The sequence below is a fragment of the Pseudomonas muyukensis genome (assembly GCF_019139535.1).
Lineage (GTDB): Bacteria > Pseudomonadota > Gammaproteobacteria > Pseudomonadales > Pseudomonadaceae > Aquipseudomonas > Aquipseudomonas muyukensis.
This window is the reverse complement of the sequence record NZ_CP077073.1, coordinates 5225682-5241488: the sequence shown is the minus strand read 5'-3', so window position 1 is coordinate 5241488 and position 15807 is coordinate 5225682. Positions and strand designations below refer to the sequence as shown.

The 15807-nt window shown below is 63.8% G+C and carries 19 protein-coding genes and 1 tRNA gene; 17 read left to right on the top strand and 3 right to left on the bottom strand.

The genetic code is table 11. The features are described 5' to 3' along the window. Nucleotides 1–23: 23 nt before the first annotated feature. Together KSS95_RS23300 and KSS95_RS23295 are read right to left on the bottom strand one after the other, a co-directional pair. A complete protein-coding gene (locus KSS95_RS23300; RefSeq protein WP_217850053.1) occupies nt 24–482 on the bottom strand; it encodes a hypothetical protein in 459 nt (152 codons plus the stop codon). Between the two features lie 99 nt (nt 483–581). Beyond that, nucleotides 582–666: transfer RNA gene (locus KSS95_RS23295), tRNA-Leu, on the bottom strand. 108 nt (nt 667–774) lie between these two features. On the opposite strand from KSS95_RS23295, the gene queA reads away from it, so the two are divergent. The 6 genes from queA to KSS95_RS23265 all read left to right on the top strand — a co-directional run bounded on the left by queA (nt 775) and on the right by KSS95_RS23265 (nt 6849). Then, nucleotides 775–1824 carry a tRNA preQ1(34) S-adenosylmethionine ribosyltransferase-isomerase QueA gene (gene queA, locus KSS95_RS23290; protein WP_217850051.1) on the top strand — a complete coding sequence of 350 codons (1050 nt, stop codon included), beginning with the start codon at nt 775–777 and terminating at the stop codon, nt 1822–1824. A gap of 14 nt (nt 1825–1838) precedes the next feature. Further along, complete coding sequence (gene tgt, locus KSS95_RS23285; RefSeq protein WP_186659038.1) at nt 1839–2954, top strand: tRNA guanosine(34) transglycosylase Tgt; 1116 nt, start codon at nt 1839–1841, stop codon at nt 2952–2954. Nucleotides 2955–2997: 43 nt separating this feature from the next. Beyond that, on the top strand, nt 2998–3333 hold the full coding sequence (gene yajC, locus KSS95_RS23280) for a preprotein translocase subunit YajC (RefSeq protein ID WP_110735801.1): 336 nt from the start codon (nt 2998–3000) through the stop codon (nt 3331–3333). Between the two features lie 64 nt (nt 3334–3397). Beyond that, nucleotides 3398–5260: a protein translocase subunit SecD gene (secD, locus tag KSS95_RS23275; RefSeq protein WP_217850049.1), complete on the top strand. Its 1863-nt coding sequence runs from the start codon at nt 3398–3400 to the stop codon at nt 5258–5260. Nucleotides 5261–5270: 10 nt separating this feature from the next. Beyond that, nucleotides 5271–6179, top strand: coding sequence for a protein translocase subunit SecF (gene secF, locus KSS95_RS23270; protein ID WP_134689994.1), 909 nt, complete (start codon nt 5271–5273; stop codon nt 6177–6179). 121 nt (nt 6180–6300) lie between these two features. Beyond that, a complete protein-coding gene (locus KSS95_RS23265; RefSeq protein WP_217850047.1) occupies nt 6301–6849 on the top strand; it encodes a glycine zipper 2TM domain-containing protein in 549 nt (182 codons plus the stop codon). 208 nt (nt 6850–7057) lie between these two features. On the opposite strand, the gene suhB is transcribed toward KSS95_RS23265, so the two are convergent. Continuing rightward, complete coding sequence (suhB, locus tag KSS95_RS23260; RefSeq protein WP_217850045.1) at nt 7058–7876, bottom strand: type III secretion system regulator SuhB; 819 nt, start codon at nt 7874–7876, stop codon at nt 7058–7060. A gap of 151 nt (nt 7877–8027) precedes the next feature. On the opposite strand from suhB, the gene trmJ reads away from it, so the two are divergent. From trmJ to ndk, 11 genes are all read left to right on the top strand, one after another. Then, nucleotides 8028–8798, top strand: coding sequence for a tRNA (cytosine(32)/uridine(32)-2'-O)-methyltransferase TrmJ (trmJ, locus tag KSS95_RS23255; protein WP_217850043.1), 771 nt, complete (start codon nt 8028–8030; stop codon nt 8796–8798). Between the two features lie 3 nt (nt 8799–8801). Next, nucleotides 8802–9590 (top strand): serine O-acetyltransferase, encoded by a 789-nt coding sequence (gene cysE, locus KSS95_RS23250; protein ID WP_217850042.1) that lies wholly within the window; start codon nt 8802–8804, stop codon nt 9588–9590. A gap of 168 nt (nt 9591–9758) precedes the next feature. After that, complete coding sequence (gene iscR, locus KSS95_RS23245; protein ID WP_008092572.1) at nt 9759–10250, top strand: Fe-S cluster assembly transcriptional regulator IscR; 492 nt, start codon at nt 9759–9761, stop codon at nt 10248–10250. Between the two features lie 42 nt (nt 10251–10292). After that, nucleotides 10293–11507 carry an IscS subfamily cysteine desulfurase gene (locus tag KSS95_RS23240; protein WP_217850040.1) on the top strand — a complete coding sequence of 405 codons (1215 nt, stop codon included), beginning with the start codon at nt 10293–10295 and terminating at the stop codon, nt 11505–11507. A gap of 46 nt (nt 11508–11553) precedes the next feature. Beyond that, nucleotides 11554–11940, top strand: a complete 387-nt coding sequence (iscU, locus tag KSS95_RS23235; RefSeq protein ID WP_007929523.1) for a Fe-S cluster assembly scaffold IscU — start codon at nt 11554–11556, stop codon at nt 11938–11940. A 34-nt stretch (nt 11941–11974) separates the two neighbouring features. After that, the gene (iscA, locus tag KSS95_RS23230) at nt 11975–12298 is read left to right on the top strand and encodes an iron-sulfur cluster assembly protein IscA (protein WP_023630636.1); all 324 of its coding nucleotides are present in this window, start codon (nt 11975–11977) and stop codon (nt 12296–12298) included. Nucleotides 12299–12306: 8 nt separating this feature from the next. Then, entirely contained in the window at nt 12307–12828 is a 522-nt protein-coding gene (hscB, locus tag KSS95_RS23225; protein WP_217850038.1) for a co-chaperone HscB, read from the top strand. Nucleotides 12829–12871: 43 nt separating this feature from the next. Beyond that, on the top strand, nt 12872–14734 hold the full coding sequence (gene hscA / locus KSS95_RS23220) for a Fe-S protein assembly chaperone HscA (protein WP_217850037.1): 1863 nt from the start codon (nt 12872–12874) through the stop codon (nt 14732–14734). Nucleotides 14735–14737: 3 nt separating this feature from the next. Next, nucleotides 14738–15079 (top strand): ISC system 2Fe-2S type ferredoxin, encoded by a 342-nt coding sequence (fdx, locus tag KSS95_RS23215; RefSeq protein ID WP_134689986.1) that lies wholly within the window; start codon nt 14738–14740, stop codon nt 15077–15079. Nucleotides 15080–15089: 10 nt separating this feature from the next. After that, nucleotides 15090–15290, top strand: a complete 201-nt coding sequence (iscX, locus tag KSS95_RS23210; RefSeq protein WP_027920277.1) for a Fe-S cluster assembly protein IscX — start codon at nt 15090–15092, stop codon at nt 15288–15290. 90 nt (nt 15291–15380) lie between these two features. Then, on the top strand, nt 15381–15806 hold the full coding sequence (gene ndk / locus KSS95_RS23205) for a nucleoside-diphosphate kinase (RefSeq protein WP_008092560.1): 426 nt from the start codon (nt 15381–15383) through the stop codon (nt 15804–15806). The last annotated feature ends 1 nt before the right edge of the window (nt 15807 follow it).

Genomic DNA, 15807 nt, shown 5'->3' with positions numbered 1-15807 from the left:
AGCGGCCAGCATACGCCATGGCCTCACCCCAGGCAGTAGATGAGGGTAGAGCAGATGATCGTCTGATTGACCACCAGCCCAGCCGTCACCCAGGCAGCGGCCAGCACAACGGCGACCACAGGTGTTGCCCGCCGCGTGAAGCACAGCGCCAGGCAGGCGCCGATCAGTGCACCAGGCAAGCTGAACAGGTAGGCGAACCAAGCCATCACATCGCCTCGTCCGCTGGTGAAGAACCAAAGGTAGAAAAGCCCGAGGTACAGCGCCATGGTCAGTGCGGCGCCGCCGATTACCGGGCTTGGCGCCCGTAGCATCAGCAGAATGACCAGGATGGCGGCCTGCGGCCCCCAGATGTCGACAACGTTCCCCCAGAAAAACTCGCCGAAGGGGGCGATGCAGGTGGTTACCGCCATGCCCCCGAGCAAGCCAGGCAGAACGGTCCAAAGACGGGCTCGCATTCCTGTGTTCGATTGCTGTGCTGGCATACCCTGGACTTCCTGTCGTGGTAGTGGTGAAAACGGCTGGCTCTGGCCTGTTTTTCAGGCACAAAAAAACCGACCATAAGGTCGGTTTTTTCTGGATCTTGGTGCCCCGAGGGAGACTCGAACTCCCACTCCTTTCGAAAACGGATTTTGAATCCGCCGCGTCTACCAATTCCGCCATCAGGGCTTAGGCGCCGCAGTATAGAGAGGTCACTCAAGCCGGTCAATCGGCTTTCATGGTCAATTTTCGCGCATTGGGCTAAACTTCCCGGCCCTGTCGAACCCGAACATCATCATGCGCGTCGCCGATTTTTCCTTCGAACTCCCCGATTCCCTGATCGCCCGCCACCCCCTGGCCGAGCGTCACGGCAGCCGCCTGCTGGTGCTCGATGGCCCCAGCGGCGAGTTGGCCCACAAGCAGTTCACCGACCTGCTCGACTACCTGCGCCCCGGCGACCTGATGGTGTTCAACAACACCCGGGTGATCCCGGCGCGGCTGTTCGGCCAGAAAGCCTCTGGCGGCAAGCTGGAAGTGCTGGTCGAGCGGGTGCTCGACAGCCACCGCGTGCTGGCCCATGTGCGCGCCAGCAAGGCGCCGAAAGAGGGCGCGCAGATCCTCATCGACGGCGGTGGCGAGGCCGAGATGGTCGCCCGTCACGAGACACTGTTCGAACTGCGCTTCAACGAAGAAGTGCTGCCGCTGCTCGAGCGCGTCGGGCACATGCCGCTGCCGCCCTACATCGACCGCCCCGACGAGGGCGCCGACCGCGAGCGCTACCAGACTGTCTACGCCGAGCGTGCCGGCGCCGTGGCCGCGCCCACCGCCGGCCTGCACTTCGATGAGTCGCTGCTGGCGAAGATCGCCGCCAAGGGCGTCGAGCGCGCCTTCGTCACCCTGCATGTGGGCGCCGGCACCTTCCAGCCGGTGCGGGTCGACAAGATCGAAGACCACACCATGCATAAAGAGTGGCTCGAAGTGAGCCAGGACGTGGTCGACGCCGTGCAGGCCTGCCGCGCCCGCGGCGGGCGGGTGGTCGCCGTGGGCACCACCAGCGTGCGCTCGCTGGAGAGCGCGGCGCGCGATGGCGAGCTCAAGGCGTTCAGCGGCGACACCGATATCTTCATCTTCCCGGGCCGGCCGTTCCATGTGGTCGATTGCCTGGTTACCAACTTCCACCTGCCGGAGTCCACGCTGCTGATGCTGGTCTCGGCCTTCGCCGGTTACCCCGAGACCATGGCCGCCTACGCGGCGGCGGTCACGAACGGTTACCGCTTCTTCAGTTACGGTGATGCCATGTTCATCACCCGCAATCCGGCGCCACGCGGCCCAGAGGATCAAGCATGAGTCGCACCTGTCGAATGTCGTTCGAACTGCTGGCCACCGACGGCAAGGCCCGTCGCGGCCGGCTGACCTTCCCCCGTGGCACCGTCGAGACCCCGGCCTTCATGCCGGTGGGCACCTACGGCACGGTCAAGGGCATGCTGCCACGCGATATCGAGGCGATCGGCGCCGAGATCATCCTCGGCAACACCTTCCACCTGTGGCTGCGCCCAGGCACCGAGGTCATCAAGAAACACAACGGCCTGCACGACTTCATGCAATGGAAAGGCCCTATCCTCACTGATTCCGGTGGTTTCCAGGTGTTCAGCCTGGGCGCCATGCGCAAGATCAAGGAGGAAGGCGTGACCTTCGCCTCGCCAGTGGATGGTTCGAAAGTGTTCATGGGCCCGGAAGAGTCCATGCAGGTGCAGCGCGACCTGGGCTCGGACATCGTGATGATCTTCGACGAGTGCACGCCGTACCCGGCCGAGCACGACGTGGCGCGCACCTCGATGGAGCTGTCGCTGCGCTGGGCCCAGCGCTCGAAGAACGCCCACGGCGACAACACCGCGGCGCTGTTCGGCATCGTCCAGGGCGGCATGTACCAGGACCTGCGCATGCGCTCGCTGGAAGCGCTGGTCAACATCGACTTCGACGGCCTGGCCATCGGCGGCCTGTCGGTGGGCGAGCCCAAGCACGAGATGATCAAGGTGCTGGACTACCTGCCGGCGCAAATGCCCGCTGACAAACCTCGTTACCTTATGGGGGTAGGCAAGCCGGAAGATCTTGTAGAGGGTGTGCGCCGCGGCGTCGACATGTTCGACTGCGTGATGCCTACCCGCAATGCGCGCAACGGCCACCTGTTCGTCGACACAGGGGTGATCAAGATCCGCAACGCGTTCCATCGCCACGATGAATCGCCGCTGGATCCGACCTGCGATTGCTATACCTGCAGCAACTTCTCCCGCGCTTATCTGCACCACCTGGACAAGTGCGGCGAAATGCTGAGCAGCATGCTGAATACCATCCACAACTTGCGCCATTACCAGCGCTTGATGGCCGGTTTACGCGAAGCTATCCAACAAGGTAAATTGGCCGCCTTTGTCGACGCCTTCTACGCCAAGCGCGGGCTGCCTGTGCCGCCCTTGGACTGACTGTTCGCATCCATTATTAGAAAATTTGCATTAGGAGTGCCCAATGAGCTTCTTGATTCCCGCCGCCTACGCGGACGCAGCAGCCCCCGCCGCCGGCCCAGCCGGTACCGGCTTCGAGTGGATTTTCCTGGTCGGTTTCCTGGTCATCTTCTACCTGATGATCTGGCGCCCGCAGGCCAAGCGTGCCAAAGAGCAGAAAAACCTGCTGAGCAACCTGCAAAAGGGTGACGAAGTGGTGACCAACGGCGGCATCGCCGGCAAGATCGTCAAGGTTGCCGACGACTTCGTGGTCCTGGAAGTGTCCGACAACGTCGAACTGAAGTTCCAGAAGGGCGCCATTGCCGCGACCCTGCCAAAAGGTACGCTCAAGGCTATCTGAGTTACCGGTTTCATTTTTCCAGTCGGGGCGCGCAAAGCGCCCCGCGTCTTGAACGGGCGGCGTGATGCTGAACAAATACCCTCTGTGGAAATACCTGCTGATCGTGTTGGTACTGACGGTCGGCTTCATTTATTCCGCACCCAACCTCTACCCGGATGATCCGGCGGTGCAGATCAGCGGCGCCAGCTCCGCCCTGCATGTCAGCCAGGCCGACCTCGACCGCGTGACCAAGGCGCTGGGCGATGCCGGCATTACCGTCAAGGGCGGCAGCCTGGGCGAGAAGGGCAGTGCCCTGGTGCGCCTGAGCAACCAGGAAGACCAGCTGCCGGCCAAGGATGTGGCGCGCAAGGCCCTCGGCGACGACTATGTCGTGGCCCTGAACCTGGCCCAGACCACCCCGCAGTGGCTGCGCAACCTGGGTGCAAGCCCGATGAAGCTCGGCCTGGACCTGTCCGGTGGTGTGCACTTCCTGCTGGAAGTGGACATGGACAAGGCCATGACCGCGCGCATGAAAGTCTACGAAGGCGAGGTCAAGACCTTGCTGCGCAAAGAGCGCATCCGCTACCGCAGCCTGCCGCAGCAGGATGGCGGGATCATGCTGGGCTTCGCCGACGATGCCACCCGCGAACAGGCCCGCAGCCTGATCCGCAAGAATTTCAATGATTTCGACCTGACCACCACCGAGCGCAGCGAACTTGCCGTGCTGCGCCTGGCCCTGACCCAGGCCAAGGTCGCCGAGATCCGCGAATACTCCATCAAGCAGAACCTGACTACCGTTCGCAACCGTGTGAACGAGCTGGGCGTGGCCGAGCCGCTGGTCCAGCGCCAGGGCGCCAACCGCATCGTGGTCGAGCTGCCGGGCGTGCAGGACACCGCCGAGGCCAAGCGTATCCTCGGCAAGACCGCCAACCTGGAGTTCCGCTTCGGTGCCGAGCCGGGCGCTTCCAAGGCCACCACCGAGGTGTTCGAGTTCCGCGAAGGCGGCCGCTCCGCCGCGGTCGAGCGCGGCCTGATCATCACCGGTGACCAGGTCACCGACGCCCAGGCCAGCTTCGACGAGCACGGTCGCCCGCAGGTGAACATTCGCCTCGACGGCCATGGCGGCGAGCTGATGAGCCGCGCCACCCGCAGCAACGTTGGGCGCAGCATGGCGGTGATCTTCATCGAGCAGAAGCCGGTCACCCGCTACGAGAAGCAGACCGTCGACGGCGTCGAGAAGGACGTTGCCGTACAGAGCTTCAAGGAAGAGAAGAAGATCATCAGCCTGGCGACCATCCAGTCGCCGCTGGGCAGCCAATTCCGCATCACCGGCCTGAACGGCCAGGGTGAGTCCTCGGAACTGGCCCTGCTGCTGCGTGCCGGTGGTCTGGCCGCGCCGATGTACTTCGCCGAAGAACGTACCATTGGCCCAAGCCTGGGTGCCGACAACATCACCAAGGGTATCGATGCGTCGCTGTGGGGCATGCTGTTCGTCTCGCTGTTCATCATCGCCATCTACCGCGGCTTTGGCGTGATCGCCACCGTTGCCCTGGCGGGCAACATGGTCCTGCTGCTGGCGCTGATGTCGCTGCTGGGCGCCACGCTGACCCTGCCGGGTATCGCCGGTATCGTGTTGACCATGGGTATGGCGGTGGACGCCAACGTGCTGATCTTCTCGCGCATCCGCGAGGAGCTCAAAGCCGGCATGTCGGTGCAGCGCGCCATCCACGAAGGTTTCAACCGCGCCTACACCGCGATCATCGACGCCAACCTGACCAGCCTGCTGGTCGGCGGCATCCTGTTCGCCATGGGTACCGGCCCGGTCAAGGGCTTCGCGGTCACCATGTCCCTCGGGATTTTCACCTCGATGTTCACCGCCGTCATGGTGACCCGCGCCATGGTCAACCTGACCTGCGGCGGGCGTGACATCAAGAAGCTGTGGGTTTGAGGGAGCTGCGATGAAAACCATCAACTTCATGGGCGTGCGCAATGTCGCGTTCGCCATTACCGTGCTCCTGACCGTGCTGGCGCTGTTCAGCTGGTGGCAGAAAGGCCTGAACTTCGGCCTGGACTTCACCGGCGGCACGCTGATCGAGCTGACCTACGAGCGTCCGGCGGATCTCAAGGCCGTGCGTGCCGAGCTGGTCGACTCCGGCTTCCACGAGGCCGTGGTGCAGAGCTTCGGCGCCACCACCGACCTGTTGGTGCGCATGCCCGGCGATGACCCGCAGCTGGGCAACAAGGTGGCCGCGGCGCTGCAGAAGGCCGGCGGCGACAACCCAGCCACGGTCAAGCGCGTCGAGTTCGTCGGCCCGCAGGTGGGTGAAGAGCTGCGCGACCAGGGCGGCATGGGCATGCTCCTGGCCCTGGGCGGCATCCTCATCTACCTGGCCTTCCGCTTCCAGTGGAAGTTCGCCGTGGGCGCGATCATCTCGCTGGTCCACGACGTGGTGGTCACGCTGGGTATCCTGTCGTTCTTCCAGATCACCTTCGACCTGACGGTGCTGGCGGCGGTGTTGGCGATCATCGGTTACTCGCTCAACGACACCATCGTCGTGTTCGACCGGGTGCGCGAGAACTTCCGGGTGATGCGCAAGGCCTCGCTGATCGAGAACATCAACGTCTCGACCACCCAGACCCTGCTGCGCACCATCGCCACTTCGGTGTCGACCTTGCTGGCCATCGCCGCGCTGCTGTTCTTCGGCGGCGACAACCTGTTCGGCTTCTCCCTGGCGTTGTTCATCGGCGTCATGGCGGGTACCTACTCGTCGATCTACATCGCCAACGTGGTGCTGATCTGGCTGAACCTGAACAGCGAAGACCTGATCCCGCCGGTGAAGACCGAGGGTGTGGACGAGCGTCCGTAAGGCTTCGTCCCGCGCCGTTTGGCGTAAAGAAAGGCGCGAGTGTTGAACTCGCGCCTTTTTTTTTGCTCCAAGGCAGGGAGAAGGCGGGCCAAGACCCCGCGGGTATGACTAGGAGGTTCACGTGAACAAATCAATGCTGGTGGGTGCGGTACTGGGTGCTGTCGGTGTAACCGCCGGAGGTGCTGTGGCGACCTACAGCTTGGTCAACAAAGGGCCTGAATACGCCCAGGTCACCGACGTGCAGCCGATCAAGGAAACCATCAAGACGCCGCGCCAGGTGTGCAAGGACGTGGCGGTGACGCGCCAGGCGCCGGTCAAGGACCAGCACCAGATCGCCGGTACCGTGGTCGGCGCGCTCGCTGGCGGCCTGCTGGGCAACCAGGTCGGCGGCGGCACCGGCAAGAAGATCGCCACGGTGGCCGGTGCGGTCGGTGGCGGTTATGCCGGCAACAAGGCCCAGGAGTACATGCAGGAGCGTGACACCTATACCACTACCCAGACTCGCTGCAACACGGTCAATGACCTGAGCGAGAAGGTGGTGGGCTACAACGTGACCTATTCGATCGGTGACCAGGTGGGCAAGGTGAAGATGGACCGTGACCCAGGTTCGACCATTCCGTTGGACAAGAATGGCAAGCTGGTGTTGAGCCAGAATCAGCCGGGGCAGTGATCCCGGCGCGGGCTGCTTTGTGTAGGAGCGGCCTTGTGTCGCGAAAGGGCTGCGGAGCAGCCCCGGCAATCTCGCGGCATATCACAGATCCTGGGGCCGCTTCGCGCCCCTTTCGCGACACAAGGCCGCTCCTGCAAGGGGGCGTGGTTCGCGGGACAATAGGCATAAAAAAAAGCACCCGAGGGTGCTTTTTTTATGCCCGAAGCGATCAGCGCTTCATGTGCTCTGGCAGGTGCGGCTGGATGGCCGTCAGCACGGCCTTGAAGCACTTGATGTTGCCCGCGACGATGTGGCCCTTCTCGAGGTGGTCGTGGCCACCGTTGAAGTCGCTCACCAGGCCACCGGCTTCCTGGATCAGCAGCACGCCGGCCGCCATGTCCCACTCGGACAGGCCCGACTCCCAGAAGGCGTCGAAGCGGCCGGCGGCCACGTAGGCCAGGTCGAGGCTGGCGGAGCCGGCGCGGCGGATGCCGGCGGTCTGGCCGGTCAGGGCGCGGAACATGCCCAGGTAGTTGTCCAGGTCGGCCATCTGGCTGTCGCGGAACGGGAAGCCGGTGCCCAGCAGGGCGCCGTCCAGGCTGGTGCGCGAGCTGACGCGGATGCGCCGGCCATTGACCTGGGCGCCACGGCCACGGCTGGCAGTGAATTCTTCCTGGCGAACCGGGTCGACGATCACGGCGTGCTCAAGGCGGCCGCGGTATTTGCAGGCGATGCTGACCGCAAAGTGAGGAACGCCACGCAGGAAGTTGGTGGTGCCATCGAGCGGGTCGATGATCCACAGGTAGTCCTTGCCTTCTTCACCGGAGCCGGCGTGCAGGCCGGTCTCTTCACCCTGGATCGAGTGGTTCGGATAGGCCTTGCGCAGGGCATCGACGATGACCTTCTCGGCGGCGCGATCGACCTCGGAGACGTAGTCCTTGGCCTGCTTTTCGTCGACTTTGATGCTATCCAGGCGTTCGATGGAGCGGAAAATCAGTTCACTGGCGCTGCGAGCGGCGCGCAGGGCGATATTCAGCATAGGCTGCATGGGCGTTTCACCTGGGATGTTAAAGAGGAAAGCCGCATAGTCTATCAGAAATCCACGACGGCAGAAGGGTCAGATGCGCTTTCGTGGCGTTACGTCCGTCGCTTCTGTAAGATCGTTTGCCCCTTTATCCCTACTCCGTGAGCTCAACACCTTGTTGCAGAATATTCGTGTTGTTCTGGTCAATACCAGCCACCCCGGCAATATCGGCGGCGCTGCTCGTGCCATGAAAAACATGGGCCTGTCGCGCCTGGTGCTGGTACAGCCAAAAGAGTTCCCGTCAGGCGACGCCACCGCGCGCGCCTCGGGCGCCGACGACATCCTGGCCAATGCCCAGGTGGTCGACAGCCTCGAGGATGCCTTGGTCGGTTGCAGCCTGGTGATGGGCACCAGCGCCCGCGAGCGCAGCATCCCCTGGCCGCTGATCGACCCGCGCGAGTGCGGGGCCAAGGCCGTGGAGCACGCCCGTGGCGGCGAAGAGATCGCCCTGGTGTTCGGGCGCGAGCACGCCGGCCTGACCAACGAAGAACTGCAGCGATGTCACTTCCATGTGCACATTCCCTCGAACCCCGACTTCAGCTCGCTGAACCTTGCCGCCGCGGTCCAGGTGCTCTCCTACGAGGTGCGCATGGCCTGGCTGGCGGCCGAAGGCGCGCCGTCGAAAGTCGAGAAGTTCGATGCCAACTCGCTGCGCAGCAACGAGCCGGCGACCATGGACGAAATGGAGATGTTCTACGACCACCTGGAAAAGACCCTGGTGGACATCGGCTTCCTCGACCCGGAAAAGCCCAAGCACCTGATGCCGCGCCTGCGCCGGCTCTATGGGCGCAGCGCGGTCAATCGTTCGGAAATGAGCATTTTGCGCGGCATCCTCACCGAGACCCAGAAAGTCGCACGGGGCGAGCCGCATAAACGGAAGGACTGAAAGATGTTCGAGCGTCTGCGTGAAGATATCCAGAGCGTGTTCCATCGTGACCCGGCGGCGCGCAACGCCTTCGAGGTGCTGACCTGCTACCCCGGCATGCACGCGATCTGGCTGCACCGCCTGGGCAACGCATTGTGGAAGCGTGACTTCAAATGGCTGGCGCGGCTGGTGTCGAACTTCGGCCGTTGGCTGACCGGTATCGAGATCCACCCCGGCGCCACCATCGGCCGGCGCTTCTTCATCGACCACGGCATGGGCATCGTCATCGGCGAAACCGCCGAGATCGGTGACGACGTCACCCTGTACCAGGGCGTGACCCTGGGCGGCACCAGCTGGAACAAGGGCAAGCGCCACCCAACCTTGGAAAACGGCGTGGTGGTCGGTGCCGGCGCCAAGGTGCTGGGCCCGTTCACCGTCGGCGCCGGGGCCAAGATCGGCTCCAATGCGGTGGTGACCAAGGCGGTGCCGGCCGGCGCCACTGCGGTGGGTATCCCCGGGCGGATCATCGTCAAGAGCGAGGATGACGCGCTCGAGGCCAAGCGCAAGGCCATGGCCGAGAAGATCGGCTTCGACGCCTATGGGGTCAGCGGCGACATGCCCGACCCGGTGGCGCGCGCCATCGGCCAGATGCTCGATCACTTGCAAGCTGTCGACGAGCGCCTGGAGGGCATGTGTGGCGCGCTGACCCGGATGGGCAGTGACTACTGTGCCAAGGAGCTGCCGGCACTGCCCGCCGACGAGTTTGCCGAAGCCTGCGTCGAGGCGAAGCAGGGCGACACCCAGGCGCATTGATTGCGCCAGCCCGACACAAGGGGCGTGTGCTCGCGCCCCTTGTCTGCTACACTCGCGCCCGCCTCCCGCATGCATACCCGACTAAAGCACTAGGTCTAATAGTTGACTTAAATGCTCGGGAATCGCATACTCGCACACATCCTGTAACTCCCGTGGTACCCATACGCCATGCGACTGACTACCAAAGGCCGATACGCCGTGACCGCCATGCTCGACCTGGCGTTGCACGCGCAGCATGGGCCGGTGTCTCTGGCCGATATTTCCGAGCGCCAGGGCATTTCCCTCTCTTATCTGGAGCAGCTGTTCGCCAAGCTGCGCCGCAGCAGCCTGGTTTCCAGCGTTCGCGGCCCGGGCGGCGGCTACCAGCTGTCGCGGGGCATGGAAACCATCCAGGTGGCCCAGGTTATCGACGCGGTCAACGAATCGGTCGACGCCACCCGCTGCCAGGGCCTGGGGGATTGCCACGCCGGTGATACCTGCCTGACCCACCACCTGTGGTGCGATCTCAGCCAGCAGATCCATGAATTCCTCAGTGGCATCAGCCTGGCCGACCTCGTCATGCGCCGCGAGGTGCAGGAAGTCGCCCAGCGTCAGGACCTGCGCCGCGTCGCAGGCCGTACCGCCCAGCTGGACAAGATTGAGACGTCCGCCGTCGACTGATAGCAGCGACGAGCGACGCCACCGCCTGATAGGAGATACTCAATGAAGTTGCCGATCTACCTCGATTACTCCGCGACCACCCCGGTCGACCCGCGCGTTGCGCAGAAGATGGCCGAGTGCCTGCTGGTCGACGGGAACTTCGGTAACCCGGCCTCGCGTTCCCACGTGTTCGGCTGGAAAGCCGAGGAAGCGGTGGAAAACGGCCGCCGCCAAGTGGCCGAGCTGATCAACGCCGACCCGCGCGAGATCGTCTGGACCAGTGGTGCCACCGAGTCCGACAACCTCGCCCTGAAAGGCGTGGCGCACTTCTATCAGACCAAGGGCAAGCACATCATCACCTCCAAGATCGAGCACAAGGCGGTCCTGGATACCGCTCGCCAGCTCGAGCGTGAAGGTTTCGAAGTGACCTACCTGGAGCCGGGCGAAGACGGCATCGTCACCCCGGCCATGGTCGAGGCCGTCCTGCGCGACGACACCATCCTGGTCTCGCTGATGCACGTGAACAACGAAGTCGGCTCGATCAACGACATCGCCGCCATCGGTGAACTGACCCGCTCGCGCGGCGTGCTGTTCCATGTCGACGCCGCCCAGTCGGCCGGCAAGGTCGAGATCGACGTGCAAAAGCTCAAGGTCGACCTGATGTCGTTCTCGGCGCACAAGGTCTACGGCCCCAAAGGCATCGGCGCGCTGTACGTCAGCCGCAAGCCGCGCGTGCGCCTGGAAGCCATCATTCACGGCGGTGGCCATGAGCGCGGCATGCGTTCGGGCACCCTGCCGACCCACCAGATCGTCGGCATGGGCGAAGCCTTCGCCATCGCCAAGCAGGAAATGGCCGCGGAAAACGTGCGCATCAAGGCCCTGAGCGACCGCTTCTTCAAGCAGGTTTCCAACCTCGAAGAGCTGTACGTCAACGGCAGCCAGACCCAGCGCGTGCCGCACAACCTGAACCTGAGCTTCAACTACGTCGAAGGCGAGTCGCTGCTGATGTCGCTCAAGGACATCGCCGTTTCGTCCGGTTCGGCCTGCACCTCCGCTTCGCTCGAGCCGTCCTACGTCCTGCGCGCCCTGGGCCGCAACGACGAACTGGCGCACAGCTCGATCCGCTTCTCCTTCGGCCGCTTCACCAGCGAAGAAGAAGTCGACTACGCCGCGCAGGAAGTCTGCAAGGCAGTCAACAAGCTGCGCGAACTCTCGCCGCTGTGGGACATGTACAAAGACGGCGTCGACATCTCCAAGATCGAGTGGGCCGCCCACTAAGCAGTCGCCGGCAAGAGCGGCTCCCTGATGAGGAAGGAATTGCACCATGGCATACAGTGAAAAGGTCATCGACCACTACGAAAACCCACGCAACGTCGGCAAGATGAACGCCGAGGACCCGGATGTCGGGACCGGCATGGTCGGCGCCCCGGCCTGTGGCGACGTGATGCGTCTGCAGATCAAGGTCAACGAGCAAGGCATCATCGAAGACGCCAAGTTCAAGACCTACGGCTGCGGTTCGGCCATCGCCTCCAGCTCCCTGGCCACCGAGTGGATGAAGGGCAAGACCCTGGACGAAGCCGAGACCATCAAGAACACCCAGCTGGCCGAAGAACTGGCGTTGCCGCCGGTCAAGATCCACTGCTCGGTACTCGCCGAAGATGCCATCAAGGCAGCCGTGCGCGATTACAAGCAGAAGAAAGGCTTGATCTGAGTCGACTGACGCAAGGTAGAGGTAAGGAGTTCCGATGGCTATCAGCATGACAGAAGCCGCCGCCAACCACATTCGCCGCTCCCTCGACGGGCGCGGCAAGGGTGAGGGCATTCGCCTGGGCGTGCGCACCACCGGCTGCTCGGGCCTGGCCTACGTGCTGGAGTTCGTCGACGAGCTGGCCGCAGAGGACCAGGTGTTCGAGAACCACGGCGTGAAGGTCATCATCGACCCGAAAAGCCTGGTGTACCTCGATGGCACCGAGCTGGACTTCGTCAAGGAAGGGTTGAACGAAGGCTTCAAGTTCAACAACCCCAACGTGCGCGGTGAGTGTGGCTGCGGCGAAAGCTTCAACGTCTGAGGCTGGCTGTGGGTACTCTTTGCCATTTCGCCCTGTTTGACCTGCAGCCGGGCTTCCGCCTGGACCTCGACCAGCTGGCCATGCGTTATCGCGAGCTGGCCCGCGAGGTCCATCCGGACCGCTTCGCCGATGCTTCCGAGCGCGAGCAACGCCTCGCCCTGGAAAAGTCCGCGGCCCTCAACGACGCCTACCAGACCTTGCGCAGCGCGCCACGCCGTGCCCGCTACCTGCTGGCCATCGGTGGCCACGAAGTGCCCCAGGAAGTCACCGTGCACGACCCGGACTTCCTGCTGCAGCAGATGCAGTGGCGCGAAGAGCTCGAAGAGCTGCAGGACGAAGCCGACCTCGATGGCGTGGGGGTGTTCAAGAAGCGCCTCAAGGCCGCCCAGGACAAGCTCAACGAGGATTTCGCCGCCTGCTGGGATGTAGCTGCCGAGCGCGACCAGGCCGAGCGCCTGATGCGCCGCATGCAGTTCCTCGACAAGCTCGCCCAAGAAGTGCGCCAACTCGAAGAGCGCCTCGACGATTAACCCCGGCGTCGCCCGTGATGACGCCTAAGGTACTCAGATAAGCATGGCCCTACTGCAGATCGCCGAACCCGGTCAGAGCCCCCAGCCGCACCAGCGCCGCCTGGCGGTGGGTATCGACCTGGGCACCACCAATTCTCTCGTCGCCGCCGTGCGCAGCGGGCGCAGCGAACCGCTGCCCGATGCCCAGGGGCAGTTGATCCTGCCGTCGGCGGTGCGCTACCTCGAAGGCCGCAACGAAGTTGGCCAGGCCGCGCGCGACGCGGCCTCCAGCGACCCGCTGAACACCATCCTGTCGGTCAAGCGCCTGATGGGGCGTGGCCTGGCGGACGTCAAGCAACTGGGCGAGCAGCTGCCGTACCGGTTCGTCGGTGGCGAATCGCACATGCCGTTCATCGACACCGTGCAGGGGCCCAAGAGCCCGGTGCAAGTGTCCGCCGATATCCTCAAGGTGCTGCGCCAGCGTGCCGAGGCCACCCTCGGTGGCGAGCTGGTCGGTGCGGTGATCACCGTGCCCGCCTACTTCGACGATGCCCAGCGCCAAGCCACCAAGGACGCTGCGCGCCTGGCCGGCCTGAGCGTGCTGCGCCTGCTCAACGAGCCGACCGCGGCGGCCGTGGCCTATGGCCTGGACCAGAACGCCGAAGGCGTGGTGGCCATCTATGACCTGGGCGGCGGTACGTTCGATATCTCCATCCTGCGCCTGACGGCTGGCGTGTTCGAAGTGCTGGCCACCGGTGGCGATACCGCCCTGGGCGGCGACGACTTCGACCACGCCATTGCCGGCTGGATCATCGAGCAGGCCGGGCTGTCGTCCGACCTGGACCCGGCTACCCAGCGCGCACTGCTGCAAACGGCCTGCGCCGCCAAGGAAGCCCTGACCGACGCCGACGTGGTCAGTGTCAGCCATGGCGCCTGGCAAGGCGAGCTGAGCCGTGCCGCTTTCGAAACCATGATCGAGCCAATGGTCGCCCGCAGCCTCAAGGCTTGCCGCCGCGCCGTGCGCGACAGTGGCGTGGAGCTCGAAGAAGTCAGCGCCGTGGTCATGGTCGGTGGCTCGACCCGCGTACCGCGTGTGCGCGAAGCGGTCGGCGCGCTGTTCGGCCGCACCCCGTTGACCTCGATCGACCCCGACCAGGTGGTGGCCATCGGTGCCGCCATCCAGGCCGACACCCTGGCCGGCAACCGCCGCGAAGGGGGCGAACTGCTGCTGCTCGACGTCATCCCGCTGTCCCTGGGCCTTGAGACCATGGGCGGGCTGATGGAAAAGGTGATCCCGCGCAACACCACCATTCCGGTGGCCCGCGCCCAGGAGTTCACCACCTACAAGGATGGCCAGTCGGCCATGATGATCCACGTACTGCAGGGCGAGCGCGAGCTGATCAGCGACTGCCGCTCGCTGGCGCGTTTCGAGCTGCGTGGCATTCCGGCGATGGTCGCCGGCGCGGCGAAGATCCGCGTCACCTTCCAGGTCGACGCCGACGGCCTGCTCAGCGTGGCAGCCCGCGAACTGGGCTCGGGGGTCGAGTCGAGCATCCAGGTCAAGCCGTCCTATGGCCTGACCGACGGCGAGATCGCGCGCATGCTCAAGGACTCCTTCGAGCACGCAGGTTCCGACAAGCAGGCCCGCCAGTTGCGCGAGCACCAGGTCGATGCCGAGCGTCTGCTCGAAGCGGTGCAGGGCGCCCTCGATGCCGACGGTGAGCGCCTGCTCAGCAGCGACGAGCGCGAGGCCATTGCCTTCCAGATGCAAGAATTGCGTGATTTGCTCACCGGCACCGATGGCGCCGCCATCGAGCAGCAGACCAAGCGTCTGTCGCAGGTGACCGATGCATTTGCCGCCCGTCGCCTTGATTCGACGGTCAAAGCCGCACTGGCCGGGCGCAACCTGAATGAGATCGAGGAGTAACCGATGCCCCAGGTGATTTTCCTGCCGCACGAAAAGTTCTGCCCGGACGGGCTGGTGGTTGAAGTGGAGCCAGGCACCAATATCCTGGAGCTGGCCCACGAGCATCACATCGAGATGGAAAGCGCCTGTGGCGGTGTGTGCGCCTGCACCACCTGCCACTGCATCGTGCGCGAAGGTTTCGACTCGCTCGAGGAAGCCGACGAGCTCGAGGAAGACATGCTGGACAAGGCCTGGGGCCTGGAAGCGCAATCGCGCCTGGCCTGCCAGGTGATCGTCGGCGACGAGGACCTCACCATCGAGATCCCCAAGTACTCGCTCAACCACGCCGCCGAAGCGCCGCACTGAGGTTTGCCCCATGAGCCTGAAATGGATTGATGTACTTGAGATCGCCATCCAGCTTGCAGAAAGCAAGCCGGACGTCGATCCTAAATATGTGAATTTCGTCGATCTGCACCGTTGGGTGCTGGCCTTGCCAGAGTTCAGCGACGATCCGTCACGCGGCGGTGAGAAAGTGCTCGAGGCCATCCAGGCGGCCTGGATCGAAGAAGCCGACTAAGCGTGACGCTGCAGGTTAGGCAATCCCCTGGAACCCGCGTATAATTCGCGGGTTTAATTTTTCGTAACACTCAATATTCTGGAGTTTTCCATGGCTGTTCAACGTACTTTCTCGATCATCAAGCCTGACGCCGTTGCCAAGAACGTGATCGGCAAGATCACCACCCGCTTCGAAGAAGCCGGCCTGAAAATCGTTGCCTCGAAAATCAAGCAGCTGTCCAAAGCCGAAGCCGAAGGCTTCTACGCCGAGCACAGCGCTCGTGGCTTCTTCGGTGACCTGGTTGCCTTCATGACTTCCGGCCCGGTCGTTGTCCAGGTTCTGGAAGGCGAAAACGCCATCGCTCTGAACCGTGAGCTGATGGGCGCTACCAACCCTAAAGAAGCTGCTGCCGGCACCATCCGTGCCGACTTCGCCGAGTCGATCGACGCCAACGCCGTTCACGGTTCGGACTCCGAAGCCGCCGCTGCTCGCGAAATCGCTTACTTCTTCGCTGCTACCGAGGTAACCACTCGCTAAG

Excerpts from the sequence above, each read along its gene's own strand:
- tgt (WP_186659038.1), top strand. The coding sequence starts at position 1,839 with ATGTCGTTCGAACTGCTGGCCACCGACGGCAAGGCCCGTCGCGGCCGG.
- ndk (WP_008092560.1), top strand. The coding sequence starts at position 15,381 with ATGGCTGTTCAACGTACTTTCTCGATCATCAAGCCTGACGCCGTTGCC.
- secF (WP_134689994.1), top strand. The coding sequence starts at position 5,271 with ATGAAAACCATCAACTTCATGGGCGTGCGCAATGTCGCGTTCGCCATT.
- KSS95_RS23240 (WP_217850040.1), top strand. The coding sequence starts at position 10,293 with ATGAAGTTGCCGATCTACCTCGATTACTCCGCGACCACCCCGGTCGAC.
- iscU (WP_007929523.1), top strand. The coding sequence starts at position 11,554 with ATGGCATACAGTGAAAAGGTCATCGACCACTACGAAAACCCACGCAAC.
- queA (WP_217850051.1), top strand. The coding sequence starts at position 775 with ATGCGCGTCGCCGATTTTTCCTTCGAACTCCCCGATTCCCTGATCGCC.
- hscA (WP_217850037.1), top strand. The coding sequence starts at position 12,872 with ATGGCCCTACTGCAGATCGCCGAACCCGGTCAGAGCCCCCAGCCGCAC.
- KSS95_RS23300 (WP_217850053.1), bottom strand. The coding sequence starts at position 482 with ATGCCAGCACAGCAATCGAACACAGGAATGCGAGCCCGTCTTTGGACC.
- secD (WP_217850049.1), top strand. The coding sequence starts at position 3,398 with ATGCTGAACAAATACCCTCTGTGGAAATACCTGCTGATCGTGTTGGTA.
- fdx (WP_134689986.1), top strand. The coding sequence starts at position 14,738 with ATGCCCCAGGTGATTTTCCTGCCGCACGAAAAGTTCTGCCCGGACGGG.
- suhB (WP_217850045.1), bottom strand. The coding sequence starts at position 7,876 with ATGCAGCCTATGCTGAATATCGCCCTGCGCGCCGCTCGCAGCGCCAGT.
- iscX (WP_027920277.1), top strand. The coding sequence starts at position 15,090 with ATGAGCCTGAAATGGATTGATGTACTTGAGATCGCCATCCAGCTTGCA.
- iscR (WP_008092572.1), top strand. The coding sequence starts at position 9,759 with ATGCGACTGACTACCAAAGGCCGATACGCCGTGACCGCCATGCTCGAC.
- cysE (WP_217850042.1), top strand. The coding sequence starts at position 8,802 with ATGTTCGAGCGTCTGCGTGAAGATATCCAGAGCGTGTTCCATCGTGAC.
- iscA (WP_023630636.1), top strand. The coding sequence starts at position 11,975 with ATGGCTATCAGCATGACAGAAGCCGCCGCCAACCACATTCGCCGCTCC.
- yajC (WP_110735801.1), top strand. The coding sequence starts at position 2,998 with ATGAGCTTCTTGATTCCCGCCGCCTACGCGGACGCAGCAGCCCCCGCC.